This is a genomic window from Streptococcus sp. S5 (genome assembly GCF_034134805.1).
GTDB lineage: Bacteria > Bacillota > Bacilli > Lactobacillales > Streptococcaceae > Streptococcus > Streptococcus lingualis.
The window spans coordinates 963,959-989,526 of sequence record NZ_CP139419.1; the positions used below are offsets into that span (position 1 = coordinate 963,959).

The following is a 25,568-nucleotide window of genomic DNA, read 5'->3' on the forward strand; positions in this document are numbered from 1 at the left end:
GCTATGTTGCGAAATGCTTTTGCTTATATCACACGTAAATGGCCCAAGTCTCTCTTGCTCTTTGCCATCATTCTCCTCATGGGGACCTTGAGCTTGATTGGACTCTCCATGAAGGGAGCGACCCAAAAAGCTTCATCGGAAAGCCTGGGATCCATCACCAATAGCTTCTCCATGCAGATCAACAGACGGACCAATCCGGGAACCCCTCGGGGAGCTGGGAATCTCAGAGGAGAAGATATCGAGAAAATTAGCCAGGTAGAGGGGATCACCTCCTCTATCAAGCGGATCAATGCCATCGCAGATATCCTAGACCACGAGATCATTGAGACTGAAGAAACCCTGCAGAATCAATCTCCAGAGCGGGCTAAATACTTTAAGAATACCTTGATGGTGACGGGGGTCAATGATTCTTCTAAAGAAGATAAGTTTGTCTCTGGGGCCTACAAACTGGTCCAAGGGGATCACCTGACAGATAAGGACAAAAACCAAATCCTCATGCACGAAGATTTGGCGAAAAAGAATGGTCTTAAGGTGGGCGATAAGGTGCGTCTCAAGTCCAATCTCTACGATGCTGACAATGAAAAAGGGGCCAATGAAACCGTCGAAGTGACCATTAAGGGTCTGTTCTCAGGGAAGAACCAAGCTCCTCTAACTTACGCCCAAGAGTTGTATGAAGATACGCTCATTTCTGACCTAGATACAGCTGCCAAGCTCTATGGCAATACTGTTCAAACAGCTACCTATGAGGATGCGACCTTCTTTGCCAAGGGGGATCAGGACCTGGATGCCTTGATCGAAAAAATCAAAGCACTCGACATTGACTGGAACCTCTATGACTTGGTTAAGAGCTCTTCCAACTACCCGGCCTTGCAAAAATCGATCAGCAGCATGTTCCAAGTGGCGGACTACTTGTTTATCGGTAGCCTCGTCTTTGCTAGCTTGCTTCTCACCCTTCTCCTCGTCTTGTGGCTCAATGCCCGTCGCAGAGAAGTGGGGATTTTGCTGGCTTTGGGACTCTCCAAGGTACAGATTGCGGGACAATTCGTGGCAGAATTAGTCATGATCTCCATCCCAGCCTTCCTCCTCTCCTATGGAGTCGCAGGACTTCTTGCCAAAGGAGTCGGAGATACGGTGCTTAAGAACGTAACCAGTGGCATTGCCAAACAAATGGCTCAAGAATCCTCTGCAGCCAACCTTGGTGGAGGAGCTGAAGCAGAAAGCTTCAGCAAGACCCTTACAGACCTCCATATGGACATCCAACCGAGCCAATTGTTGGTGATTGTCTTGGTTGGTGGCCTCCTCTTGATTCTCGTATCCATCCTTTCTTCGCAATGGCTCTTGCATAAGAAACCAAAAGATCTCTTGGTGGATGTCGAATAAGAGATTGTTTCCTAAAATAGAAATAGGGTATAATAGGAGGTAGAAGAAGTTTCTTAGATAAAAGGAAAGTGTATGAAGATACTAATCGTAGAAGATGAAGTCCTGATTCGCGAAGGGATGAGCGACTATCTCATGGAATGTGGCTATGAGGTCTTTGAAGCAGGTGATGGGCAGGAGGCCCTGGACCTCTTTCACAGAGAGGCGCCGGATCTAGTTTTGCTGGATATCCAGCTCCCTATCCTCAATGGCTTGGAAGTGCTCAAGACTATCCGGAAGACCAGCTCGGTTCCTGTCCTCATGCTGACGGCCTTCCATGATGAAGACTATAAGTTGACGGCCTTTGGAGAGTTGGCGGACGGCTACCTGGAAAAACCCTTCTCCTTGTCCCTCTTGAAGGTCCGTATCGAAGCTATTTTTAAAAAGCTTCAGCCTTCCCGAGTCTTCACCTATGGAGAGGCATGGGTGGATTTTGAGAGCTACACAGCCAGTCTTGCTGGGCAAGCCATCTCCATGAATGCCAAGGAGTTGGAAATCTTGGAATACCTGCTCCAGCATGAAGGCAAGGCCCGGACCCGCTCTCAGATCCTCGATGCCGTCTGGAAGGAGACAGAGGAGATTCCTTTTGATCGGGTGATCGATGTCTATATCAAGGAACTACGAAAAAAACTAGAGCTGGACTGTATCGTTACGGTACGCAATGTCGGCTATAAATTGGAGAGACCATGACCAAACGGAGTATCTTTGCAAAGATCTTTCTGATCACCTTTGCCCTTTTTAGTGGCTTAGTAATCCTTCTACACGCTTCGGTTTACTTTATTTTCCCGTCGACCTATATCGAGTCCCAGCGCCAGACGATTTTGAAGAAATCCCAGGCCTTGGCTAAGAGTTTTCAAGGCCAGGAAGAAGGAACCATTGAGTCGGTCATTGATCTTTATTCCAAGACCAATGATATCAAGGTCTCGATCAAGGGCAAGGAAAAACAAAATGCCCTAGAGGTCAAGGATGACTTGCTCCTGAACCCGGATAGCCAGAACAATTCCCTGGTCATTGAGGAGCGAAAGATCCAGACTAAAGAGGGGAAGGACTTGACCTTGCAATTCTTAGCAACTGTCGATTCCCAAAAGGAAGCGCGGGACATCAGTCTGGGCTTTCTTCCCTATAGTCTTCTGGCTTCCTTTGTTCTGTCACTCCTTGCCTCCTATCTCTATGCCCGCATGATTTCTGCTCCGATCCTGGAGATCAAGCAGATGACCAAGCGGATGAAGCGTTTGGATCGGACGGCCAGTCTTCCCATTCATTCGCAGGATGAGATCGGCGTCCTCAAGCAACAGATCAACGACCTCTATCATCATCTCCTAGAAGTGATCGACAATCTAGAGCAGCAGAAACAGGAAAATCTGAAATTGGAGCAGATGAAGGTCGAATTTCTACGTGGGGCCTCGCATGAGCTCAAGACGCCTCTGGCCAGCTTGAAGATTATCCTAGAAAATATGCGGGATAAGATCGGCCGCTACAAGGACCGGGACCGCTATCTGTCGGTCTCCCTCGATATCGTCGATGAGATGAACCAGATCGTCCTAGAAATCCTGTCCCTGTCCTCTGTCCAAGAATTGGCCGGAGACAAGGAATGGATCCAGTTGGATCAGGTCGTAGAGCGGATCCTCGACCAGTACAAGGTCTTGGCTCAATCTCGCTCGCTCATGATTGACAATCAAATCCCTGACAAAGCCGTCTATATGGACCCAGCGATTCTAAAATTGGTTCTCTCAAATGTTATCAGTAATGCCGTCAAACATTCGGATGCCGGTGGAGAGATCCAGCTCCGTCTCGAAGAGGAAGGGACGCACTTGGCGATTGAAAATACCAGCCAGGAAATGGTAGAGACCGCTGAAATGCCAATGACCGCTAGCCGTCAGAAGAAGGAAGGCGGCTTGGGACTCTTTGTGGTCCAACACTTGCTAGACCATGAAGAGCTGGCCTACCAATTTGATAAAACGGCTATGGGCTTGCGCTTCCGTATGGAACTGCCCAAAGATCCACAAGAATAAAAAGAGGCTGGGACAAAAGTCCTAGCCTCTCAATTATTTTTGGATTGTTGAGCAAGACGCAGTGGTTGAGTGGGCTCTACTACGCTGATTTCATCAGCTTTTACAGCCCTACTCAACTGTGCGGAGGTGGGACGACGAAATCGAATTCTAACGAATTACCGATTTCTGTCCCACTCTCAAGAAATAGAATTCCTAGGAAATCATTGAATTATCAATCACCCTACCAAGTTTTTCTGAGTTACTTGAAAAGTCTAACTTAATTTGACAATTTAGGTTCTTAAACGTCTCTAGTTAATCAACTAAAAATTATAACTAGCTGGGTGTTATCTAATCTCCCCTCATTTTTAAGTTATTATCATTTTTGATATAATGGTAGAGAATGAAAGGAGATTTTATGTCAACTAAAAATTTAACGCCGGTCTTAAAAACCTCTTTTGTGCTACTGGCTATCCTGGTCCTTCTTGGTATTGTTATGCCTGACGGCTACCAAGTTTGGTCAGAACAACTAAGGGAAGTTATTTCAGATAAACTTGGCTGGTTTTACTTATTACTGGTCACGTCAATCGTTCTACTTTGTGGCTTTTTCCTGGTTAGTCCCGTTGGGCAAATCAAACTGGGGGAACCCAATTCGGTGCCTGAACACTCTACTATCTCTTGGATTGCCATGATATTTTCTGCTGGAATGGGAATCGGCCTTGTCTTCTACGGTGCCGCAGAGCCCTTATCCCATTATGCCATTTCAACGGTACGAGCTACCCCAGGGTCGCAGGAAGCCTTAGCCGATGCTTTCCGTTACACTTTCTTTCACTGGGGCATCCATGCCTGGGCAATATATGCTTTAATCGCCCTGGCCCTTGCCTACTTTGGTTTCCGAAAAAAAGAGAAATATCTTTTATCGGTTACCTTAAAGCCCTTGTTTGGTAAAAAAACAAACGGTAGCCTTGGTAAGATCGTAGATACGATTACAGTGGTCGCTACTGTTATCGGGGTGGCAACCACTCTTGGTTTTGGGGCAGCCCAAATCAATGGGGGACTCAACTACCTCTTTGGTATTCCAAACAATGCCCTTGTGCAAGTTATTATCATAATTATCACAACCATCCTCTTTACCATTTCAGCCCTTTCTGGTCTTGGAAAAGGGGTAAAAATCTTATCAAACACCAATCTTATTTTAGCGGTTGGACTACTCGCCATCACCATAATCATCGGTCCCACAGTCCAGATTTTTAATACCTTGACCGATAGTATCGGACTGTATATTTCCAATTTCTTCCGTATGAGTTTCAGTGCTGGTTCCTTTGGTCAATACAATCGTGACTGGATCAATACTTGGACGATTTTCTATTGGGCTTGGTGGATTTCTTGGTCACCATTCGTGGGAGTTTTTATTGCCAGAATTTCTAAAGGACGTAGTATCAGACAATTTCTATCCATCGTCTTATTAGCACCGACTGTATTAAGCTTTTTATGGTTTTCTACCTTTGGAACACTTTCAACGCATGTTCAATCACTTGGAAATGTAGATTTAACACAGTTTCCAAGTGAGCAGACCTTGTTTGCAACCTTCAGTCAACTGCCATTTGGTTTTATTGCCTCCGTTGTTGCCATCATCTTGATCATTACCTTCTTTATCACGTCAGCAGACTCTGCGACCTATGTGCTAGCTATGCTCTCTGATGATGGGAATCTCAAACCAAAGAATAACCTTAAAATCTTCTGGGGCGTACTCCTTGCGACTATTGCCATCGTCTTACTTCTTTCAGGGGGCTTAGTAGCCTTGCAAAATACGCTGATTATCGTAGCCTTTCCATTTTCACTCATCATGGTACTGATCATGGTTTCCCTAGTCATTGAATTGCTACACGAAAAAGACAAGATGGGACTGTCAATCACACCGACACGATACCCTAAAAAAGATCAACCCTTCAAATCTTATGAAGAATAAATAACCCAATTTGTAAAATTAAGCTAGACAGAAAAAGCCTATGTTAGGCTCAGATAAACACCACATTTGTCTGAAAGGAACTAACATAAATGACCTATACTCATCTTACCACAAACGAGCTTGTAACGATAGAGGCTTACTATCAAGAAAACATAATAAAAATTAATATAAAAAGTGTCTAAAATACATATTTAGACACTTTTTTATGCTATAATTTTCATTAACACTATAACAAAGGAGAACCAAATGAAACGTTTAAATACTCTATTTCATATTATAAAAGTTACAGGATTTAATCAATTTTTGATAAGTTTTGTAAGTTTTATTTTTATTTCAGGAGGAATACTTTTATTAGTTGAACCTCAAATAAGTAATTACTGGGATGGACTATGGTATGCTTTTGTCACATCAACAACAGTAGGTTACGGAGATATACTAGCTACTACTCTAATCGGACGTATTACTAGCGTCTTTTTAACTGTATATGGACTTATTTTTTTTGGATGCTTATCAGCCGTAATTGTCAATTACTACAGCAAATTAAATACACCTAATAATAAAACTGACTAACATATTTCTTAGTTACTGTAAAAAATAATTCTTTCTCTGCCAATTCCAAACGGCTACAATTTCCTGACCTCGCGATACTTCTTGACTATCCTCTCCAGTCTGAACAAGATTACCATCTTCGACATCATCTAAGTCTAATTCTTTCTTGATAGTCTTGAAGAGTTTGCCAAATCCAATCTGTCGTTTCCGATAAAGTCCCTCAAACAAATCACCCGTTATCCGTTCTTTCGTCTCTTCAGACAAGACAATCACTTGTTTGTCATTCTCTTTCTCGACATCAAATGGATTTTACTAATATTTCTCAAAATTATGAGGCTGGGACAAAAGTCCTAGCCTCTTTATTGTTTTTGGATTGTCGAGCAAGACGCAGTGGTTGAGTGGGCTCTACTACGCTGATTTCATCAGCTTTTACTGCCCTACTCAACTGTGCGGAGGTGGGACGACGAAATCGAATTCTAACGAATTACCGATTTCTGTCCCACTCTCTTGTATTTAATCAACCTTTTCTACCTTTAGCAATTGGCCATGTTTTAATTCATAAATGGTATCCACATAGGTCAGGATGGAGCGGTCATGGGTCACCATGATGGCGCTCTTGTTTTTGGATTTGACTTCTTTTCGGATCAATTGGGCGATTTCTTGCCCTCGATCTGGGTCTAGGCTAGCCGTTGGTTCATCGGCTAAAATGACCTGCGGATTTCCGATGAAGGCGCGAGCAATGGCTGCCCGTTGTTTTTGCCCACCGGACATCTGATTCGGGTATTGGTGGTAACAAGCTTCGATGTCCAGATCTGCCAAAAAAGCCTTGACTTCCTCATGGCGTTTTTTCTTGTCCTTTTCCCCCTTCAATTTGGCCACCAGTTCTAACTGGTCACCGATTTTCATATAGGAGAGGAGCTGGTGATCTTGAAAGATAAAGCCGAGCAATTCCAGCCGTTTTTGCGTCCACTGGCCTTGGTTGAGGCCGGTTAAGTCTTGGCCAGCGATAGAAATCCGCCCCTCGTCCGCTGATAAGAGTAAACCAGCGATAGCTAAGAGAGTGGATTTACCAGATCCTGAAGGGCCCAAGATCGCGACAAATTCGTTGGATTCGACGCTTAAATTCAGCTGGTTGAGGACATGGTGCATCTGGTTGCCATCGGCGTAGGATTTTCTGATATTTTCTAATGCGATAATGGCCATCTTATTCTCCATTTCCACCAATGACTTCGATTGGATCTACTTTTTTGATTTTGACAAGGGACAAGGCACCACACAAAATAGAGGTCAGGATAAAGCTAACTGAAATGGTGAGGTTGTCTTTCAGGGTCATAAAGGAAGGGACGCTATTGGGTAAAAATGGCACCATCATGGTTGCCAGGCCAAGACCAAGCAGTACTCCGATGAGGGAGATGATGGTGAGCTGGGATAGTTGGACATAGGTAATCTGGCTCATGGACATGCCAATGGCCTTCAAGACGCCGAACTGTTTCAACTTCTGCAGGGTCAGGATATAGAAGAAGACCCCAAGGATAGCAGAGGAAGCGAGTAGCAGCACCCACGTGATCATCCGTAGCGTCAGGTTTTGAGCCTTGTAGCCAGGGATTTTATCGATCACTTGCTTCTTATCAGCCACCATTAAGTTACTGGATAGATCGCTAGAAGTGATGCTCTTCTTGGTCACAAGGGTTTGGGCTTGCCATTGATAGCTTGGATCTGTTTTTTGCCGCATGCCTGTGTAGGTATCCGAGCTGATGAAACCAATCTCGCTATAGCCGTATTTGGCATTTTTCGCGAAGGCCACGACCTTGAGTTTTTGCTTAGAGGTTTTATCGATCACTTGATCGCCGACTTGGATCCCTTCATCCTCTTTGAAAGAACTGTCCAAAATGACCTCGTTTTTCTTTAAGTCGGAGATCTTGAGGTCGGTATCTTCTATGATTGGATTGAGGATTTCTTCTTCGTTGTGATCGGTCGCGAAGTAGGTGATATCCAGAGTATTGGAATCCTCTGATTTTGAGACGGTTGCTCGCTGGATGGACAAGCCCGAATAGTCCATCCCCTCTATCTTTTGGACCTCATCTAAATCCTTCACCTTAATAGTTGAAAAGGGGATAATCCCTTCTGAATCCGTCGAAAGGATGTAGTGCAGCGACCCATAGTTATCGATTTGGGCCGATACCGACCGGCCCAGTCCATTTGTCAGACCGGACAAGAATACCACCATAAACATGAGGATGGTAATGAGGAGTTCAATCAGGATAAACTTCTTGGGTTGGTATTTAATTTCATTCCATGCGATTTTCATATTCGTTCTCCTTTTAGCACGGAGGTGCTCGAGTAGCTCGGCACCTAAACATACTCTACCATCATACCACAAGTGGGGGGATAATAGGAGGCTGGTGTTTGGTAAAGTATGAAGGAATCAAAAATTATTGAATGATAAATAATGAAATTATATTTTTCTAAAAAAAGAAACGTTTTCCGGAAAGTTAAGAGTTTGCTCTGATGAATATTCAAGACTTAATTTAAGATTTTTAAAATTTTGTTATTTTTCAAATTACTGGTTTTAGGGGATTTCGCAATCGATAAATAAACAATTGATAGATGAGTCACATTGTATTTGACATTAAATGGACATTGGCAATGTTTTGGAAGAAAATAAGTAGAGGAGTAAGTGACTCTGTTGTTATAAGAAAAATGTGAGGATTCTTTTAGTTTGTCCTTAAATTTAGCTCTCCTTATAGCCACACATCATTTGATTTAGAGAAATAAACATGCTACAATGAAAGCGTATACAAAAATATAAGGAGGACATGAAAATGAAAAAAACAACTAAGTTTTTGCTAGGTGGAGTATTAGGAATATTGCTTTTAATTCCAGTATCTCAAGCTAAGGCTGATTGGCATCAAGATAATGTTGGTTGGTGGTATTCACTAAATAATGGTTCTTATTATAAAAACACTGAAGCTAAAATAAACGGGAAGTGGTATAAATTTGATGACAGAGGTTATATGATGACCGGCTGGCAGCTAATATGGGAGCGTAATGATAGTAGGTGGGGGATAATAAAAAACTGGTCTTATTTTGATCCAGTAAATGGTGATCAAAAGATTGGCTGGCAAAATATAGATGGAAAGTGGTATTACCTTACTAGAGATGGGGCACTTATGGGTAAACAATATATAGATGGAAAACATTATTATTTTGACCCAGTTAATGCTGATATGAAAACTGGTTGGATTTCCAAACAAGAGAATTCAGATACAAATTGGTATTATTATGACCCCGTAAGTGGAGCATTAGTAAAGGGTTGGCAAAATATAGACGGTAAATGGTATTACTTTCAACATAGTGCGTTAAAAGGTTCCCAGAATTTAGATGGAAAAAATTATTATTTCGACCCGGTTAACTGCGATATGCAAACGGGTTGGGTAACCAGAGAAAAGGCCTCTGCTACAAGAAAATATTATTACGACCTAGAAAGTGGGGAACAGCTATCAGGTTGGCAAGACATAGATGGGAAAAGGTATTACTTTGGTGAGTATGGGGCATCCAGTGGTCGTATATATATAGAAGGAAAACAATATTATTTTGATTCAGATACTTGTGAATTGAAAATAGGATGGTTAGAGTTAGGTAAATATAAATATTATGCAGATCCAAATGATGGTGGTGCATTTGCATCAAATAAAACTTTAATAATAGACGGTGTTTCATACACATTCGATTATGGAGGTACTCTTATTAACAATGTACCTTAATTGATCAGCACCTTGAAAGTTAGATTTTTTTCTAACTGTCAAGGTGTTTTTAACTATGATGATAAAGAATTTTATAATATAACCAGAGTGAGTTATTAGGTAGTTAATAAGCTTCATTTATAATCATTGATAAAGTCAGTTGCTAAAAATTTAATAATAGAGCAGGTTATTTCTTTAATTACTTTTAGATAATATCTTATATAATTTTATCTAAAAGTGGATACTGATAGCCTTTAAAAGGATAAATAAAAAGAGAGTGCTTTATAATTGAATTCGTTGACAGCGACCTCTCTATATCCATACATCATTTGATTTAGAGAAATAAACATGTTACAATGAAAGCGTATACAAAATATAAGGAGGAAATAAAAATGAAAAAAGCAACTAAGTTTTTGCTAGGTATTGTATTAGGTATATTACTTTTAACTCCAGTATCTCAAGTAAAGGCTGATTGGCATCGAGATAATGTTGGTTGGTGGTATCAAACATATTATGGTTCCTATTATAAAGATACAGAAGCTCAGATTAACGGGAAGTGGTATAAATTTGATGAAAGAGGTTATATGATGACCGGCTGGTATCTACGTGAGGGTAGGTATGTTAATGGGGATATATACAAAAACTGGTCTTATTTTGATCCAGTGAATGGGGATAAAAAACTTGGATGGCAAAACATAGATGGGAAATGGTATTACCTTACGACAGATGGGGCACGTATGGGTGAACAAAATTTAGATGGAAAACTTTATTATTTTGATCCAGTTAATGGTGATATGAAAACTGGTTGGATATCTAATCCAGGATATACTGGTACGGAATGGAATTATTACGACCCTGTAAGTGGAGAAAAAGCTACCGGTTGGAGAAATATAGATGGGAAATGGTATTACTTTCTCCATCATGCGTTAAAAGGTTTCCAAAAGATAGGTGATAAAAGTTATTATTTCGATCCAGTTAATTCCGATATGAAAACGGGCTGGATATCTAAACAAGGACAGCGTGGTCTAGAGTGGTATTATTACGACCCAGAAAGTGGAGCACAAGTGTCAGGTTGGCAAACTATAGATGGGAAAACGTATTGCTTTGACGAATTTGGTAAGGCATTTGCTGGTCAGGTTACGTTTCAAGATGGAAAAACTTATTATTTTGACCCAGCTAATTGTGATTTAAAGACGGGGTGGCTAGAATTAAATGGAAGAAAATATTATGCGGATCCTAACGATGGTGGTGCATTTGCATCAAATAAAACGTTAGTTATTGATGGTGTTTCTTATACATTTGGTATTGATGGTTCTGTTATCAATAATGAGCCTTAATTGATTAAAACCTCAAAAGTTGGATATTTCTAACTTTTGGGGTGTTTTTAATTATGATAATAACGAACCACCCTCGCTGTGGTTTGTTCTATACTAGACATACATCGAAGCGGAGCTAGAAAAGACGTGAGGAGAGGAGGATATCTGTGATAAAAAAGGGATTGATCTTTCTATTATTATGAATGACTGTGTTAGTAGCTTGGCATCTCTTTGTTCCGGATGAACAACCAGCTCCAAATTTTTCATCTAAAAATAAAATTGAATTGCTGGCAAGAATACTTGATCGTCGTAATGCCAATACCATTAGAGAAGCTGGCTATGGGATTCCTTCAGACGCGGAGATCAGACGTGTGGGTGGCATAGACCAACTGGAAATGGATGGTACGAGTTCCTAGTCCAGATGACAATAAAATCTTGATTACCTCTTCAACGATCATTGAGGGTGAAAAAATAGATGTAGCCTTTTCATTAGATAAAGAGTGGGTATTACTACATGCTAGTTATTTCCATACGGAGAAAGATGGGACCACTAACCGAGTTGGAGTCAGTGATTCTCAGCAAACAGAGCTCCTAGAAAAAGTGCAAACAGAATTAAATCGCTTTGTAAAAAAATGGAGCAAGAGTTAAAGCCGTAACTAGTTATGGATATCTTAAAAAGAATGAAGTTCCGTAGTTTTTGGGTAGAAGGAGCTTTCAAAATAGATCAAAAAACCCACCCTCGGGTGGCTTTTTCTATACTTATTTTCACCATTTCGTCAAGGAGATTTCTCCGCTATTGAGCCAGATTTCTTCTTGATTGTCTAATTGGACCAAGAGTTGGCCGGTATCAGAGATATCTTTGGCGAGGCCCTGATAGGTCTGTTGGTTCTGCTCAAAAGTAACGGTTCGTCCTAGGACCAGGGAGCGCTCTTTATAGAGGTAGACCAGTTCATCGACATCCGTTTGGAAGAATTCCTTCCAGATCTCACTGATGAGGTCATTGCGGGTGATGGGACAAGGTCCTTCAAATAAAGACCCCGCCTTGCTTTCTAGCGCTTCTGGAAAAGTAGGGATAGCTAAATTGAGACCGACTCCGATAATAACATCCGTGACGAGACCAGTCTCGATGGACGTGATAGCTTCGGTGAGGATTCCCCCAATTTTTTTATGGCGGTAGTAAATATCATTGACCCACTTGATATCGATATCGATCAGGGTCAGGTTTTTAATAGCCTTGTAGATAGCCCCAGCGACCATGAGGGTATATGGGGGGAGCTCCGCAGGTGGCAGTTGAGGCTTGAGATGAAGGGACATGTAGATACCGCCCTGATCGGGGCAGTAGTAGTCACGACCAAAGCGGCCCTTTCCAGCGGCCTGCGAATTGGCCAGGTAGAGCGCCTTGCCTTCTTGATGGCTTTCTATGCCTAATTTGGCATCCAATTGGGTGGAACTACAGTCTTCATTCAAGGACACGGTCAATTGGGTATTTTTTGCGATCACTTCAGGAAGCAGAATATCGCCTGAGACCAGCTTGTAGCCCTTCTTTTTGAGGGATTCGATGACGACTCCATCTTTTTCTAGACGTTGGATGGCCTTCCAGATAGAGGTGCGAGAAACACCTAGTTCTTTTGCCAGTTGCTCCCCGTTGACATAATCATCTGCCTGAGAAAGGGTTTGAAAGAGGATTTCATGTGTTTTCATAGGACCTCCTAGCGACTGCTGTCACGAATCGTCAGTTTGGTGGCTAATTTGACCATATAGGGAACACTTGATTGACTCCCTTGAAAGGTTTGTCGCAACATCTGGATGGCTTGCTTGCCCATTTCTTCTGTGTAGACGGTCACTGTAGAGAGAGCAGGAAAGACATACTTAGCAATCGATGTATCATTGAAGGAAATGAGACTGACGCGATCAGGAACTGCGATTTGGTGCTCCTGAAGAGAGCGAAGGGCTCCGACAGCCAAGGCATCACTAGCCATAAAAAAGGCAGTTGGCAAGTTGTCGCCCAATGCTTGAATCAGTTGCTCCATCATCTGATAACCCGACTCGGTCGAGAATTGACCAACAGAAACAAAGCGCTCCTCATAAAGTCCTTTTTCCGTGAGAAACTGTTGAAAGGTCCGTTGACGGGGATCCATCTGTAGTGGTGTCGCATCGGCGGTTTCTTCCTGACCAACCAAAAGCCCGATCTCCTTGTGGCCATGATCAAGGAAATACTCGAGAGCCGTGATAACAGAATCTTCTAGATCGGTCGTCACACAGGAATGCCCTAAATAGAGGGTATTGCTATCGACAAAAATCAGGGGTTTGCCGTAACTTTCTAGATCTCGAATGGTCTTGGGACTGAATTTCCCAAGAGCGATGATACCGTCTGCCTCTTGAATAAAGGACCAATCGTCCTTGTTGAAGATACGAAAGATCTCATAGCCTAATTCCTGGGCTTGTTTTTCTAACCCCATCCGAATGGCATAGTAGTAGAGGTCATCTAATTCTTCTTCACGCGTGTACCATTCAAAGATGACGATTTTATGAGAGTCTTCGACTGGTTGAGGCGCTGTTTTGCGGCTTTTCTTTTGGTAATGCAGGTCCTCAGCGATGCGAAGAATCCGACTGCGCGTGTCTTCACTGACCGATAAGGTCGCATCCTGGTTGAGAACACGAGAGACCGTTGCCTGAGAAACGCCTGCTTTTTCCGCAATGTCTTTAATCGTTGCCATAGTTCATCCTTTATTGATTTCTACTTCCAGTATACTCTAAAAACTAGTAAAAAGAAATAAATTTTTACTAAATTTTATGTTTGCTACGATATTGGCTAGGAGTCAGTTGGCTATAGGCCTTAAAGGCCTTTGAAAAATAGAGGGGATCTGAAAAGCCAACCGAGTAAGCTACAATCTTGACGCTTTCGTCTGTGTTGGTCAGTAACTGCTGGGCACGTTGCATGCGGACCGAGTGCAGGAATTCTTTGGGAGAGATCTGGTGAAACTCCTTAAAAACAGTTGTCAGGTAAGACCGATGGACATTGAGGTCATCAGCGATCTCTTGAATACTTAGATGCTCTTTATTGTAATGCGTCTCAATCACATGCTTGCAGGTCAGATAGAGCTGATAGGTGGGAGATGGATGGCTTCGATGGATATCGGGAGCCACTTCACTGATAAGAAATAGCAGTTCATAGATCTGAGAGAGAAGGTGGAGTTGGTAGTGCGAGGTCATTTTTGAAGCCTCTGCCTTGTGGATGAGTTGCTCCATGAACAGGCCAATCCGCTCTGTGTCCACCTCTGTTTTCTTTAAAAAGCCTTTTTCTTGTAGGGTTGAAAAGCGCATGAAATCACTTACCTTGGTGCCACTGATGCCAATCCAGTAGTAGGACCAAGGTTCTTCTGAGTCTGCCTGGTAGTAGGTCACCTTATTTTTTGGAAGAAGAAAGAGATCCCCGGCCTCTAGGTGGATTTCTTTTTTTTCAAAGTGAAAGACTCCCTTTCCCTTGGTAACAAAATGCAGGACAAAATTATCTCGGACGCTAGGACCAAATTCATAATTCTTCGGACAATCTTCGTAGCCATAAAAATCAAGGGCTAGGTCAATGGTATCGGTTTGGTATTCAGAAAAGACTGACATGGTTGAACCTCCTACCTAACATTTTACCATATAAGTGCAACAAAATTCTATTTTCGGAAGCGTTTACATCAAGTAAAATAAAGACATGTAAAAAAAGAAAAATATTGGAACTGAATTTAAAAATACATAGTGATATTTTTCGAGTCCAATGGAGGAAGATATGGCAATTCGTATTGAACAGAATTTGTTCTATGTAGAAAGTAAGGGACTGAGCCTGATCCTTGAAAATCGAGATGGCTACCTGATGCTTAAGCATCTGGGACGTCCGATTCCGTCTTATCATTTTTCCAATACCGTGCATGAGAAGGACCATGCTTTCGCTGGAAATCCAACACCTGACAATCGAACTTTTAGTCTAGATACCCAGCGACAGGTCTTGGGACAGCACGGACTAGGAGATTTTCGAAAGCCGTCGATCAAGATCCAGCACGGCGTTACAGAGGTGACGGATTTCCTCTATGTCGGAGCCAATATCTACTCTGGCAGTGTTGAGGCGACCGGTCTTCCGAACCCTCATTCAGTAGATCAGGCCGAAACCTTGGTCTTGGTCTTTGAAGATGATCAAGCGGCCCTGCGTTTGACCCTCTATTACACAGCCTACGAAGATCGGGCAACCATCACCAGCTTTTTAAAGATTGAAAACTGGAGTGATGAAACCGTCGTGATCCACAAGGCCCTCAATGTGTTGGCCGATGTCCCAGCAGGTGACTATGATATCATCACCCTTCAAGGGGCCTATGCGAGAGAAAAAACAGTCCGCCGCCAGCAAGTAGAGCAAGGAATCTTCTCCATCAGCTCCAACCGTGGTGCTTCTGGACACGCGCAGACCCCAGCCCTGATTCTTGCTGAGCATGAAGTGACGGAAGATGCCGGTTCTGCCCTTGCCTTCCAACTGCTCTACAGTGGAAATTTTGAAGGATTTGTTCAAAAGAATCAACTCAATGAAGTTCGGGTTGGATTGGGAATCAATCCAGAAAACTTTTCCTGGGAGTTAGCGCCTAATCAGAGCTTTGATACTCCAGTAGCCATGATCAGCTACTCACATGAGGGATTGACCGGTCTCAGTCAAGAGAGCCAAGCATTTGTCCAAGACCATATCATTCCTAGCCAGTTTGCCCATAAAGAACGTCCAATTCTTATCAACAACTGGGAAGCAACCTACTTTGATTTCAAGAAAGAAAAATTATTGGAGCTGGCAGATGAGGCTCAAAAAGTGGGAATCGAGCTTTTCGTTCTGGATGATGGCTGGTTTGGCAATCGCTATGATGACAATCGGGCCCTTGGTGACTGGACTGTCAATGAAGAAAAATTAGGAGGAAGTCTAGCAGAATTGATCCAGGGCATCCACGACAAGGGGCTTCAATTTGGCCTTTGGGTGGAGCCAGAAATGATATCTGTTGATAGTGACCTCTATCGGGCTCATCCGGACTGGGCTATTCAAGTCCCAGGTTACGAACACACCTATTCACGGAATCAACTGGTGCTCGATTTCTCCAATAAAGAAGTGGTTTCTTATATCAAGCAGGTCTTGGATGACTTACTTGGAAACCATGAGATCGACTACATCAAATGGGATATGAACCGCAATATCACCAAACTTGGAAATGGGAAAACCTACCTTGAAACCAAGATGCAATCCCATGCTTATATCTTGGGTCTCTATGAAGTGGTTTCATACTTAACAGAGAAGTACGACAACATCCTCTTTGAGTCCTGCTCCGGAGGTGGTGGCCGCAATGACCTAGGTATGATGCGTTACTTCCCTCAGGTCTGGGCGAGTGACAATACGGATGCCATTGCCAGACTTCCGATCCAGTACGGTTCTAGCTACCTCTATCCTACCATTTCTATGGGGGCTCACGTATCAGCGGTGCCAAATCACCAGATGGGACGGATGACACCACTTGAAACACGTGGTCATGTAGCAATGATGGGAAATCTAGGCTATGAATTAGATCTAACCAGTCTTCCGCAAGAAGAGTTGGATCGGATCGCAGCTCAAGTCGCTCATTACAAAACGATTCGACCACTTGTTCAATTCGGAAAACACTACCGCTTGATCAATCCAAGCCATGGTAGCAATCAAGCAGCCGTCCAGTTCACTTATCAAGGCCGCACGGTTGTAACCTATGTACGGGTCTTATCAACGGTTGAGGAGATCGAGCCGACCCTGAAACTCAAAGGGTTGGAAGAAGATGCGCTCTATCGCTTAGAAGGGACGGATCAAGTCTATTCAGGAGCCGAGCTCATGTATGCTGGCTTAACCGTCGTTCTTCCTCAGGGAGATTTCCTCAGCAAACAATATGTTTTTGTCAAAAAATAAAAGGAGACAGCCAAATGAAATGGTATAAAAAAATCGGACTTCTTGCGACAACAGGCCTAGCCTTGTTTGGGCTCGGTGCTTGCTCCAACGATGGAAAATCTGCAGATGGCACAGTGACCATCGAGTATTTCAACCAGAAAAAAGAAATGACCAAAACCTTGGAAGAAATCGCGCGTGATTTTGAAAAGGAAAACCCAAAGGTCAAGGTCAAAGTTGTCAATGTACCAAATGGTGGTGAAGTATTGAAAACACGTGTTCTCGCAGGGGATGTGCCAGATGTAGTCAATATTTACCCACAGTCGATCGAATTGCAAGAATGGGCGAAAGCGGGTGTCTTCGAAGATTTAAGCAATAAAGATTATCTCAAACGCGTGAAAAACGGCTACGCTGAAAAATATGCCGTGAACGGAAAAGTCTACAACGTTCCTTTCACAGCCAATGCTTACGGAATCTACTACAACAAAGATAAATTCGAAGAATTGGGCTTGAAGGTTCCTGAAACTTGGGATGAGTTCGAACAGTTAGTAAAAGACATCGTTGCCAAAGGACAAACACCATTTGGAATTGCAGGTGCAGATGCTTGGACGCTCAATGGGTATAATCAATTGGCCTTTGCGACAGCAGCAGGTGGGGGTAAAGAAGCCAATCAATACCTTCGTTATTCACAGCCAAATTCCATTAAATTGTCTGATCCGATTATGAAGGATGACATCAAGGTCATGGATATTCTTCGCATTAAAGGTTCGAAGCAAAAGAACTGGGAAGGGGCAGGTTATACAGACGTTATCGGAGCCTTCGCGCGTGGAGATGTCCTCATGACACCAAATGGGTCTTGGGCTATAACAGCGATCAATGAACAAAAACCGAAATTTAAGATTGGGACCTTCATGATTCCAGGGAAAGAAAAAGGACAAAGCTTAACCGTTGGTGCGGGAGACTTAGCATGGTCTATCTCCGCTACTACCAAACATCCAAAAGAAGCCAATGCCTTTGTGGAATACATGACCCGTCCAGAAGTCATGCAAAAGTACTATGATGTGGACGGATCTCCAACAGCGATCGAAGGGGTCAAACAAGCAGGAGAGGATTCACCGCTTGCTGGGATGACCAAATATGCCTTTACGGATCGTCACTTGGTGTGGTTGCAACAATACTGGACCAGTGAAGCAGACTTCCATACCTTGACGATGAACTATGTCTTGACAGGTGATAAACAAGGAATGGTCAATGATTTGAATGCCTTCTTTAACCCGATGAAAGCGGATGTGGATTAGGAGTAGAGAGACAATGAAAAAAGTATTACAAAAATATTGGGCATGGGCTTTTGTGGTCATTCCCCTCTTATTACAAGCAATTTTCTTCTATGTGCCAATGTTCCAAGGAGCCTTTTACAGTTTTACCAACTGGACAGGTTTGACCTATAACTACAAGTTTGTTGGCTTGAACAACTTTAAGCTCCTCTTTATGGATCCAAAATTCATGAATGCTATTGGCTTTACTGCGATCATCACGATTGCTATGGTAGTTGGTGAGATTGCCCTTGGGATCTTCATTGCGCGTGTCTTGAACTCTAAAATCAAAGGCCAAACCTTCTTCCGTGCTTGGTTCTTCTTCCCAGCAGTTTTGTCTGGTTTGACAGTGGCTCTGATTTTCAAACAAGTCTTCAACTACGGTCTTCCAGCAATTGGGAATGCCCTTCATATCGAGTTTCTTCAAACCAGTCTTTTAGGGACTAAGTGGGGAGCGATCTTCGCGGCTGTCTTTGTCCTTCTTTGGCAAGGAGTAGCTATGCCCATCATTATCTTCCTAGCTGGTCTGCAATCTATCCCATCTGAAATTACAGAAGCAGCAAGAATCGATGGTGCGACGAGCAAGCAAGTCTTCTGGAATGTTGAATTGCCTTACTTACTACCAAGTGTCTCTATGGTCTTTATCCTAGCCCTAAAAGGTGGGCTTACCGCCTTTGACCAAGTCTTTGCCATGACTGGTGGTGGTCCAAACAATGCCACAACCTCACTTGGACTCTTGGTTTATAACTATGCCTTTAAAAATAACCAATTCGGTTATGCCAATGCCATTGCCGTAATCTTGTTCTTCTTGATTGTAGTGATTTCGATCATCCAATTGAGAGTATCTAAGAAATTTGAAATTTAAGAGGAGAAGCACGATGAAACAAGATGAAAGAAAAGCCTTGATTGGCAAATACATTCTATTGATTCTAGGATCGGTTCTGATTTTAGTGCCGCTCCTTGCCACCCTCTTTAGTTCCTTCAAACCCACCAAAGATATTGTAGATAATTTCTTTGGATTCCCGACGAACTTCACATGGGACAACTTTAGTCGACTCTTGGCTGATGGAATCGGAGGCTATTATTGGAACTCTGTCGTCATCACTGTCTTGTCTTTACTTGCAGTAATGATCTTTATCCCCATGGCAGCCTACTCCATCGCACGTAATATGAGTAAGAGAAAAGCCTTTACCATCATGTACACCCTCTTGATCCTTGGGATTTTCGTACCTTTCCAAGTCATCATGATTCCGATTACGGTTATGATGAGTAAACTCGGTTTGGCTAACACCTTTGGTTTGATCTTGCTCTACTTGACCTATGCGATTCCACAGACCCTCTTCCTCTATGTCGGCTATATCAAAATCTCGATTCCAGAAAGTTTGGATGAAGCAGCAGAAATCGATGGGGCTAATAAATTCACAACCTATTTCCGTATCATCTTCCCAATGATGAAACCGATGCATGCGACAACCATGATCATCAATGCCCTTTGGTTCTGGAATGACTTCATGTTGCCACTCCTTGTCTTGAACCGCGATTCCAAAATGTGGACCCTGCCTTTGTTCCAATACAACTATGCAGGCCAATATTTCAACGACTACGGACCAAGCTTTGCCTCTTACGTGGTCGGCATTATCAGTATCACCATTGTCTATCTCTTCTTCCAACGCCATATCATCGCAGGAATGAGCAACGGCGCAGTGAAATAAGAAATAAGATACAAAGCCCGTCAAAAGCTCACAGTGAAAATAGGGAATCTGAATAAGAAGCCTTGGCTTCTTGGAAGATTCATCTTTTTCACACAGAGCTTAGGGCGTGTTCAATTCTAGATACAAAGGGACGATTCAGCTTGCTGATTTAAATCGTATCCTAGGAAGCAATTCTAAAATAGAAAAACTCAAGAAAGCCAGGTCTCTTAAGACTTGGCTTTCAAAAAAGAAAAGGAAACCATTATGCCAATTCAAAACAAAACCATGTTAATTACTTACTCAGATAGCTTAGGAAATAACCTTAAGGATCTCTATGAAAATCTAGAGAAGCACTTTGGGGATGCAGTAGGTGGGGTTCACCTCTTGCCATTTTTCCCATCAACTGGTGACCGAGGCTTTGCGCCTGTGGACTATGACCAAGTGGATCCAGCCTTTGGAGATTGGGAAGATGTCAAACGCTTGGGCGACAAGTACTATCTTATGTTTGACTTTATGATCAATCACATTTCTCGTCAATCTAAATACTACAAGGACTACCAAGAAAAGCATGACCAAAGTGCCTACAAGGATCTCTTTCTCAACTGGGACAAGTTCTGGCCAGAGAATCGCCCAACTCAAGCAGATGTAGATTTGATTTATAAGCGCAAAGACCGGGCTCCTAAACAAGCCATCACTTTTGCGGATGGGACGACTGAGCATCTCTGGAATACCTTTGGGGAAGAGCAGATTGACCTAGACGTGACCAAGGAAGTGACCATGGATTTTATTCGCAAGACCATCGAACACCTGGCAAGCAATGGCTGTGACCTCATTCGTTTGGACGCCTTTGCCTATGCGGTGAAGAAATTGGACACCAATGATTTCTTCGTGGAGCCAGACATTTGGGATTTGTTGGATAAGGTGCGCGATATGGCGGCAGGCTACGGTGCTGAGCTTCTTCCAGAGATTCATGAGCACTATTCCATTCAGTTTAAGATTGCTGACCACGATTATTATGTCTATGACTTCGCGCTTCCAATGGTGACCCTCTATAGCCTCTATAGCTCAAAAGTGGATCGCCTTGCCAAGTGGTTGAAGATGAGTCCCATGAAGCAATTCACGACACTTGACACACATGACGGGATTGGGGTAGTTGATGTCAAGGATATCTTGACAGATGAAGAAATTGACTATGCATCAAATGAGCTCTACAAGGTAGGAGCAAATGTGAAACGCAAGTATTCAACAGCAGAGTACAACAACTTGGACATCTACCAAATCAATTCGACCTACTATTCAGCACTTGGAGATGACGATCGCAAGTACTTCCTAGCCCGCTTGATTCAAGCCTTTGCGCCGGGCATTCCACAAGTGTATTATGTTGGATTCCTAGCTGGGAAGAATGATTTGGAACTCTTAGAAAACACCAAGGAAGGACGCAATATCAACCGTCATTACTACAGCAATGAAGAAATTGCTCAAGAAGTAGAGCGTCCAGTTGTGAAATCCCTTCTCAAGCTCTTTAGTTTCCGGAACAACTCGCAAGCTTTTGACTTAGAAGGAAGCATTGAGGTGGAAACACCAGATGAACATACCATTGTCATTACGCGCCAAAACAAAGACCAGACCGTCACAGCAACAGCCCGAATCAATCTTGCTGACGGGACTTACCAAGTGACAGAAAATGGTCAAGACATTGTGTTTTAAAAAAATAGGAATGAACTAAAGGATAAGTGAAAAAGCGCTTATCCTATTTTTTATTTCAGGTATTGCAACCGTTTACAAAACTATAAAACAATGGTACAATATCCATGAAGAAAGGAGGTCGCTTTATGAAAAAAATCATTTATCCATCTGCGGCCCTATTAACGGCTTTTGCTCTATTATCGGTCCAAACAGCAAAGGCAGACACAGTTCAAACACCGGATCAAGCCAATGAACCGGCAGCAACAGTCGAAGAGGTTGTGGCTTCTCCAGCTCCAGAAACCTCCACAGAAAATCAGGAAGGGGTAGCAGAACCGTCAACTGTGACTGATCGTGAAGCAGTCCCGGCAGCTTCCCCAACGGAAACAACAACGGAGACGGCATCTCCTCAAGTGGAAAAACTACTTGAAGACATGCCTCTCAAGCAAAAGGTCACCCAAATGATCATGCCGGACTTCCGTAAGTGGCAGGAGGCAGGTCAGGAGTCACCACAAGATCTTACCAAGGTCAATGCTGAAGTAGCAGATGCGATAGACAAGTATGATTTTGGAGGCGTCATTCTTTTTGCTGAAAACGTTAAAGAAACCAAGCAGACCCTGGCTCTGACGCAAGATATGCAAAAGGCAGCGAATGAAAACAAGGCCAACAATGGGAAAATTCCGCTCTTATTAGCCATCGACCAAGAAGGGGGCATCGTCTACCGCTTGGGGACAGGGACAGCCCTTCCTGGCAATATGGCCATTGGGGCTACCAATGATCCCAAACTAGCGAAAGAAGCCGGTCAAATCATCGGACGTGAACTTTCTGCACTAGGCTTGAATGTGGATTTTGCTCCGGTTCTAGATACCAATAACAATCCTCAAAACCCTGTGATTGGGCTTCGTTCCTTCTCATCTGACCCAAATCGGGTTGCCTACTTGGGTATTCCGATGATGAAAGGCATTCAGGACTACAATGTCGCTGTAGCGGCCAAGCATTTCCCAGGTCATGGAGATACAGCGGTCGATTCACATACAGGTCTCCCCTTGGTGGATAAATCTCTTGCTGAGCTTGAAAAATTGGAACTCCTTCCATTCAAAAAAGCTATGGATGAAGGGGTAGACCTCTTGATGACGGCTCATATCCAATACCCTCAAATTGAAAAAGATCAGGTCGTGTCAAAAGAAACAGGTGAGAAAATCTATGTTCCAGCGACTCTATCTGATGATATTTTAACGGGCTTGGTACGGAAGAAATACGGCTATAAGGGCGTGATTGTCTCCGATGCCATGGGAATGGATGCTATTGCTAAGAACTTCGGTGAGGTGGAAGCCGTGAAGATGGCCATAAAAGCCGGAGTTGATCTGGTCTTGATGCCAACGACCCTTCGCAGCAAAGCCGATTTGACCAAGATTGATACCATTGTCAATGCAGTGGTAGATGCGGTCCAAACCGGTGACATCTCAGAAGAACGCTTAAATGATTCGGTTCGCCGGATTCTGACCCTCAAAGAAAAACGTGGGGTCCTGAATTTTGATCCAAGTGCTCGGACAGCTGAAAAAGCAGAAGAAGCAGTTGGATCTACCCTCAACCGTGACTTGGAACGCAAGATTGCAGCAGCAGCGGTGACGGTTGTAAAAAATGAAGACAATACCTTGCCATTTAAGGTGCAAACAGGGGACCATGTCTTACTACTCGGAGCTTTTGAAAATGAAGTCCCAGGACTAAATTTGGGCATGCGTCGCTTAATCGCGGATGGAGTGCTTCCAAAAGATACCTCCTTTGTGGCCAAGAACTTCACTAAGGAATCCACCCTTGATAGTCTAAAAGAAGACCTTGAAAAAGCCACCCATATCGTAGTGATTTCAGAGATCGGTTATGAAGGGCAACTGGATAAAGATTTCTGGCGGACCAAGATTCCAACAGAAATCGTCAATTATGCCAATACCAACCATAAGAAGGCAGCTGTCCTTTCTATCTCTAAACCTTATGATGTAGCCAACTATCCCGCAGCCAAAGCCATTTTAGCAGTCTATGGAAATAAGGGAATGGATCCAACGGAATCCCTCAAACCAGACAATGCATTTGGTCCTAATATTCCTGCAGGAGTGGAAGTCATCTTCAATGGCAAGGAACATCTAGGTACCTTACCGGTTGATATTCCAAAAATTGTAGACGGAAAAATGTCGGAAACAGAGTATGCCTACCGCATTGGTCATGGTCTTTTCTATCCAGCACCTGCTCCATTGCCAACACCAGAAGTCCAAGATCCAACTTCACCAGTCCAAGAACCAACCCATCAGACACAACCAGTAGAGGTTGGTAACACAGGAACACAGGTCCTTGTTAGCAAGCAAGAAAAAGCTAGCACTCTTGATGGTCCACAAGTTACTCCGATCGCTGTGAAACAAGCCACTGATCAGGCTCCTGCAAGTGTTTCAGGAAGTCCTGCATCATCGGTATTGCCAAAAACCGGTCAAACAGGGAACCTCCTCTCCCTCATGGGCATCAGCCTCTTAACCTTCCTTGGATCTTTTGTCTATCCAAGAAAGAAACACTAAAGGATTAAGAATCTCAATTGGGTGATTTCCCAATTGAGATTTTTGGTAAACTTTTACTAAAATTAACTCGAAATAGCAAGAGTGGAATAGAAGTTGTAATCGGAGGAAAACCCTTTGTTATAGCCTTTTCGGACACAAAATAAAAAATTAATAAAATTTTACTAAAAACACTTGAAGTTTTACTTCTGATCAGATATAATACAAGTATAAAAACGTTTACAAAACTAAAGGAGTTTCTCATGACGACAACAATCACATCTCAAGATTTACAAGCAAAATTCCAGGCTGTCTTTGGGGAAAAGGCTGACCATACCTTCTTTTCACCAGGACGGATTAATCTGATTGGTGAACACACGGACTATAACGGAGGCCATGTTTTCCCAGCGGCTATCACACTCGGTACCTACGGAGCGGCAAGAAAGCGTGAGGATAAGGTCTTGCGTTTCTTCTCAGGAAACTTTGAAGACAAGGGGATCATTGAAGTTCCACTTGAAAATCTCCACTTTGAAAAAGAGCACAACTGGACCAACTATCCAAAAGGCGTGCTCCACTTCTTGCAAGAAGCTGGTCATGTCATTGATAGCGGTATGGACGTCTATGTCTACGGCAATATTCCAAATGGATCCGGTCTTTCTTCTTCAGCTTCTCTTGAGCTCTTAATTGGCGTCATCGCTGAGAAACTATATGATCTTCACTTAGATCGTCTAGATCTGGTCAAGATCGGGAAACAAACCGAAAATTACTTCATCGGAGTTAACTCTGGGATCATGGACCAATTTGCCATCGGTATGGGAGCTGATCAACGGGCTATTTACCTCGATACCAACACCCTAGAGTATGATTTGGTACCGCTGGACCTCAAAGACAATGTCGTAGTCATCATGAATACCAACAAACGCCGGGAATTAGCGGATTCAAAATACAATGAACGTCGTTCAGAATGTGAAACCGCCGTTTCTGAACTCCAAGAAAAATTGGATATCCAAACCTTAGGGGAATTGGATCTCTGGGCTTTTGATGCCTACAGCTACTTGATCAAGGATGAAAATCGCATCAAACGGGCTCGTCATGCAGTTCTTGAAAACCAACGGACCCTCCAAGCACGCAAGGCCCTTGAAGCAGGGGATTTGGAAGGCTTTGGCCGTCTCATGAATGCTTCCCACGTATCCTTGGAGCATGACTACGAAGTGACTGGTCTAGAATTGGATACCTTGGTGCATACAGCCTGGGAACAAGAAGGTGTCTTGGGCGCTCGTATGACTGGAGCAGGCTTTGGTGGTTGTGCCATTGCCCTCGTAAACAAAGATAAGGTTGAAGCCTTTAAAAAAGCTGTTGGCAAACGCTATGAAGAAGTCGTTGGCTATGCGCCAAGCTTCTATATTGCAGAGGTTGCGGCAGGAACACGGGTACTCGATTAAAAAG

General features: G+C 43.2%; 22 protein-coding genes. 16 read left to right on the forward strand and 6 right to left on the reverse strand.

The annotated features are described in order from the left end of the window. The first annotated feature begins 3 nt into the window (after nucleotides 1–3). The 5 genes from SM123_RS04510 to SM123_RS04530 all read left to right on the forward strand — a co-directional run bounded on the left by SM123_RS04510 (nucleotide 4) and on the right by SM123_RS04530 (nucleotide 5,943). On the forward strand, nucleotides 4–1,380 hold the full coding sequence (locus SM123_RS04510; protein WP_320909942.1) for an ABC transporter permease: 1,377 nt from the start codon (nucleotides 4–6) through the stop codon (nucleotides 1,378–1,380). Nucleotides 1,381–1,452: 72 nt separating this feature from the next. After that, on the forward strand, nucleotides 1,453–2,106 hold the full coding sequence (locus tag SM123_RS04515; protein ID WP_254726879.1) for a response regulator transcription factor: 654 nt from the start codon (nucleotides 1,453–1,455) through the stop codon (nucleotides 2,104–2,106). Then, nucleotides 2,103–3,428, forward strand: a complete 1,326-nt coding sequence (locus SM123_RS04520) for a sensor histidine kinase (protein WP_320909943.1) — start codon at nucleotides 2,103–2,105, stop codon at nucleotides 3,426–3,428. Before SM123_RS04515 ends, SM123_RS04520 begins: the two co-directional genes overlap by 4 nt. A 394-nt stretch (nucleotides 3,429–3,822) precedes the next feature. Next, nucleotides 3,823–5,373, forward strand: coding sequence for a BCCT family transporter (locus SM123_RS04525; protein WP_002885312.1), 1,551 nt, complete (start codon nucleotides 3,823–3,825; stop codon nucleotides 5,371–5,373). Between the two features lie 213 nt (nucleotides 5,374–5,586). Next, entirely contained in the window at nucleotides 5,587–5,943 is a 357-nt protein-coding gene (locus SM123_RS04530) for a potassium channel family protein (protein WP_261787309.1), read from the forward strand. A gap of 12 nt (nucleotides 5,944–5,955) precedes the next feature. Here the strand turns inward: SM123_RS04530 and SM123_RS04535 are convergent, their stop codons facing one another. The 3 genes from SM123_RS04535 to SM123_RS04545 form a co-directional block, all read right to left on the reverse strand. Continuing rightward, nucleotides 5,956–6,195, reverse strand: a complete 240-nt coding sequence (locus tag SM123_RS04535; RefSeq protein ID WP_002885362.1) for a protein rep — start codon at nucleotides 6,193–6,195, stop codon at nucleotides 5,956–5,958. Between the two features lie 240 nt (nucleotides 6,196–6,435). After that, nucleotides 6,436–7,125 carry an ABC transporter ATP-binding protein gene (locus SM123_RS04540; protein WP_320909944.1) on the reverse strand — a complete coding sequence of 230 codons (690 nt, stop codon included), beginning with the start codon at nucleotides 7,123–7,125 and terminating at the stop codon, nucleotides 6,436–6,438. Nucleotide 7,126: 1 nt separating this feature from the next. Next, nucleotides 7,127–8,230: an ABC transporter permease gene (locus SM123_RS04545; RefSeq protein ID WP_320909945.1), complete on the reverse strand. Its 1,104-nt coding sequence runs from the start codon at nucleotides 8,228–8,230 to the stop codon at nucleotides 7,127–7,129. Nucleotides 8,231–8,744: 514 nt separating this feature from the next. Here SM123_RS04545 and SM123_RS04550 point away from each other — a divergent pair. The 4 genes from SM123_RS04550 to SM123_RS04565 all read left to right on the forward strand — a co-directional run bounded on the left by SM123_RS04550 (nucleotide 8,745) and on the right by SM123_RS04565 (nucleotide 11,629). Then, complete coding sequence (locus SM123_RS04550) at nucleotides 8,745–9,686, forward strand: N-acetylmuramoyl-L-alanine amidase family protein (protein ID WP_045759605.1); 942 nt, start codon at nucleotides 8,745–8,747, stop codon at nucleotides 9,684–9,686. Between the two features lie 371 nt (nucleotides 9,687–10,057). Next, nucleotides 10,058–11,002, forward strand: coding sequence for a PspC-like choline-binding domain-containing protein (locus tag SM123_RS04555; RefSeq protein ID WP_320909946.1), 945 nt, complete (start codon nucleotides 10,058–10,060; stop codon nucleotides 11,000–11,002). A 188-nt stretch (nucleotides 11,003–11,190) separates the two neighbouring features. Beyond that, nucleotides 11,191–11,397, forward strand: coding sequence for a hypothetical protein (locus SM123_RS04560; RefSeq protein WP_320909947.1), 207 nt, complete (start codon nucleotides 11,191–11,193; stop codon nucleotides 11,395–11,397). Then, entirely contained in the window at nucleotides 11,381–11,629 is a 249-nt protein-coding gene (locus SM123_RS04565) for a hypothetical protein (RefSeq protein ID WP_229099237.1), read from the forward strand. Before SM123_RS04560 ends, SM123_RS04565 begins: the two co-directional genes overlap by 17 nt. A 117-nt stretch (nucleotides 11,630–11,746) precedes the next feature. On the opposite strand, the gene birA is transcribed toward SM123_RS04565, so the two are convergent. From birA to SM123_RS04580, 3 genes are all read right to left on the reverse strand, one after another. Next, the gene (gene birA, locus SM123_RS04570; protein ID WP_320909948.1) at nucleotides 11,747–12,682 is read right to left on the reverse strand and encodes a bifunctional biotin--[acetyl-CoA-carboxylase] ligase/biotin operon repressor BirA; all 936 of its coding nucleotides are present in this window, start codon (nucleotides 12,680–12,682) and stop codon (nucleotides 11,747–11,749) included. 8 nt (nucleotides 12,683–12,690) lie between these two features. Then, on the reverse strand, nucleotides 12,691–13,698 hold the full coding sequence (locus SM123_RS04575) for a LacI family DNA-binding transcriptional regulator (RefSeq protein ID WP_320909949.1): 1,008 nt from the start codon (nucleotides 13,696–13,698) through the stop codon (nucleotides 12,691–12,693). Between the two features lie 67 nt (nucleotides 13,699–13,765). Next, nucleotides 13,766–14,599: an AraC family transcriptional regulator gene (locus tag SM123_RS04580; RefSeq protein ID WP_320909950.1), complete on the reverse strand. Its 834-nt coding sequence runs from the start codon at nucleotides 14,597–14,599 to the stop codon at nucleotides 13,766–13,768. A gap of 160 nt (nucleotides 14,600–14,759) precedes the next feature. Here SM123_RS04580 and SM123_RS04585 point away from each other — a divergent pair, with 160 nt between their 5' ends. The 7 genes from SM123_RS04585 (at nucleotide 14,760) to SM123_RS04615 (ending at nucleotide 25,564) form a co-directional block, all read left to right on the forward strand. Beyond that, complete coding sequence (locus SM123_RS04585) at nucleotides 14,760–16,922, forward strand: alpha-galactosidase (protein ID WP_320909951.1); 2,163 nt, start codon at nucleotides 14,760–14,762, stop codon at nucleotides 16,920–16,922. Nucleotides 16,923–16,936: 14 nt separating this feature from the next. Beyond that, nucleotides 16,937–18,196: an extracellular solute-binding protein gene (locus SM123_RS04590; RefSeq protein WP_049473981.1), complete on the forward strand. Its 1,260-nt coding sequence runs from the start codon at nucleotides 16,937–16,939 to the stop codon at nucleotides 18,194–18,196. 13 nt (nucleotides 18,197–18,209) lie between these two features. Continuing rightward, nucleotides 18,210–19,076 (forward strand): carbohydrate ABC transporter permease, encoded by an 867-nt coding sequence (locus SM123_RS04595; protein ID WP_021153464.1) that lies wholly within the window; start codon nucleotides 18,210–18,212, stop codon nucleotides 19,074–19,076. 13 nt (nucleotides 19,077–19,089) lie between these two features. Further along, nucleotides 19,090–19,923 carry a carbohydrate ABC transporter permease gene (locus SM123_RS04600; protein ID WP_021153463.1) on the forward strand — a complete coding sequence of 278 codons (834 nt, stop codon included), beginning with the start codon at nucleotides 19,090–19,092 and terminating at the stop codon, nucleotides 19,921–19,923. 243 nt (nucleotides 19,924–20,166) lie between these two features. Beyond that, nucleotides 20,167–21,609: a sucrose phosphorylase gene (gene gtfA / locus SM123_RS04605; RefSeq protein ID WP_320909952.1), complete on the forward strand. Its 1,443-nt coding sequence runs from the start codon at nucleotides 20,167–20,169 to the stop codon at nucleotides 21,607–21,609. Between the two features lie 125 nt (nucleotides 21,610–21,734). Further along, entirely contained in the window at nucleotides 21,735–24,146 is a 2,412-nt protein-coding gene (locus SM123_RS04610) for a glycoside hydrolase family 3 N-terminal domain-containing protein (RefSeq protein WP_320909953.1), read from the forward strand. Between the two features lie 239 nt (nucleotides 24,147–24,385). Next, a complete protein-coding gene (locus SM123_RS04615) occupies nucleotides 24,386–25,564 on the forward strand; it encodes a galactokinase (RefSeq protein WP_407073126.1) in 1,179 nt (392 codons plus the stop codon). The last annotated feature ends 4 nt before the right edge of the window (nucleotides 25,565–25,568 follow it).

What these genes read in the sequence shown, in the direction of transcription:
- SM123_RS04510 (WP_320909942.1), top strand. Translation starts at nt 4, where the DNA reads ATGTTGCGAAATGCTTTTGCTTATATCACACGTAAATGGCCCAAGTCT.
- SM123_RS04515 (WP_254726879.1), top strand. Translation starts at nt 1,453, where the DNA reads ATGAAGATACTAATCGTAGAAGATGAAGTCCTGATTCGCGAAGGGATG.
- SM123_RS04520 (WP_320909943.1), top strand. Translation starts at nt 2,103, where the DNA reads ATGACCAAACGGAGTATCTTTGCAAAGATCTTTCTGATCACCTTTGCC.
- SM123_RS04525 (WP_002885312.1), top strand. Translation starts at nt 3,823, where the DNA reads ATGTCAACTAAAAATTTAACGCCGGTCTTAAAAACCTCTTTTGTGCTA.
- SM123_RS04540 (WP_320909944.1), bottom strand. Translation starts at nt 7,125, where the DNA reads ATGGCCATTATCGCATTAGAAAATATCAGAAAATCCTACGCCGATGGC.
- SM123_RS04545 (WP_320909945.1), bottom strand. Translation starts at nt 8,230, where the DNA reads ATGAAAATCGCATGGAATGAAATTAAATACCAACCCAAGAAGTTTATC.
- SM123_RS04550 (WP_045759605.1), top strand. Translation starts at nt 8,745, where the DNA reads ATGAAAAAAACAACTAAGTTTTTGCTAGGTGGAGTATTAGGAATATTG.
- SM123_RS04555 (WP_320909946.1), top strand. Translation starts at nt 10,058, where the DNA reads ATGAAAAAAGCAACTAAGTTTTTGCTAGGTATTGTATTAGGTATATTA.
- SM123_RS04565 (WP_229099237.1), top strand. Translation starts at nt 11,381, where the DNA reads ATGGTACGAGTTCCTAGTCCAGATGACAATAAAATCTTGATTACCTCT.
- birA (WP_320909948.1), bottom strand. Translation starts at nt 12,682, where the DNA reads ATGAAAACACATGAAATCCTCTTTCAAACCCTTTCTCAGGCAGATGAT.
- SM123_RS04575 (WP_320909949.1), bottom strand. Translation starts at nt 13,698, where the DNA reads ATGGCAACGATTAAAGACATTGCGGAAAAAGCAGGCGTTTCTCAGGCA.
- SM123_RS04580 (WP_320909950.1), bottom strand. Translation starts at nt 14,599, where the DNA reads ATGTCAGTCTTTTCTGAATACCAAACCGATACCATTGACCTAGCCCTT.
- SM123_RS04585 (WP_320909951.1), top strand. Translation starts at nt 14,760, where the DNA reads ATGGCAATTCGTATTGAACAGAATTTGTTCTATGTAGAAAGTAAGGGA.
- SM123_RS04590 (WP_049473981.1), top strand. Translation starts at nt 16,937, where the DNA reads ATGAAATGGTATAAAAAAATCGGACTTCTTGCGACAACAGGCCTAGCC.
- SM123_RS04595 (WP_021153464.1), top strand. Translation starts at nt 18,210, where the DNA reads ATGAAAAAAGTATTACAAAAATATTGGGCATGGGCTTTTGTGGTCATT.
- SM123_RS04600 (WP_021153463.1), top strand. Translation starts at nt 19,090, where the DNA reads ATGAAACAAGATGAAAGAAAAGCCTTGATTGGCAAATACATTCTATTG.
- gtfA (WP_320909952.1), top strand. Translation starts at nt 20,167, where the DNA reads ATGCCAATTCAAAACAAAACCATGTTAATTACTTACTCAGATAGCTTA.
- SM123_RS04610 (WP_320909953.1), top strand. Translation starts at nt 21,735, where the DNA reads ATGAAAAAAATCATTTATCCATCTGCGGCCCTATTAACGGCTTTTGCT.
- SM123_RS04615 (WP_407073126.1), top strand. Translation starts at nt 24,386, where the DNA reads ATGACGACAACAATCACATCTCAAGATTTACAAGCAAAATTCCAGGCT.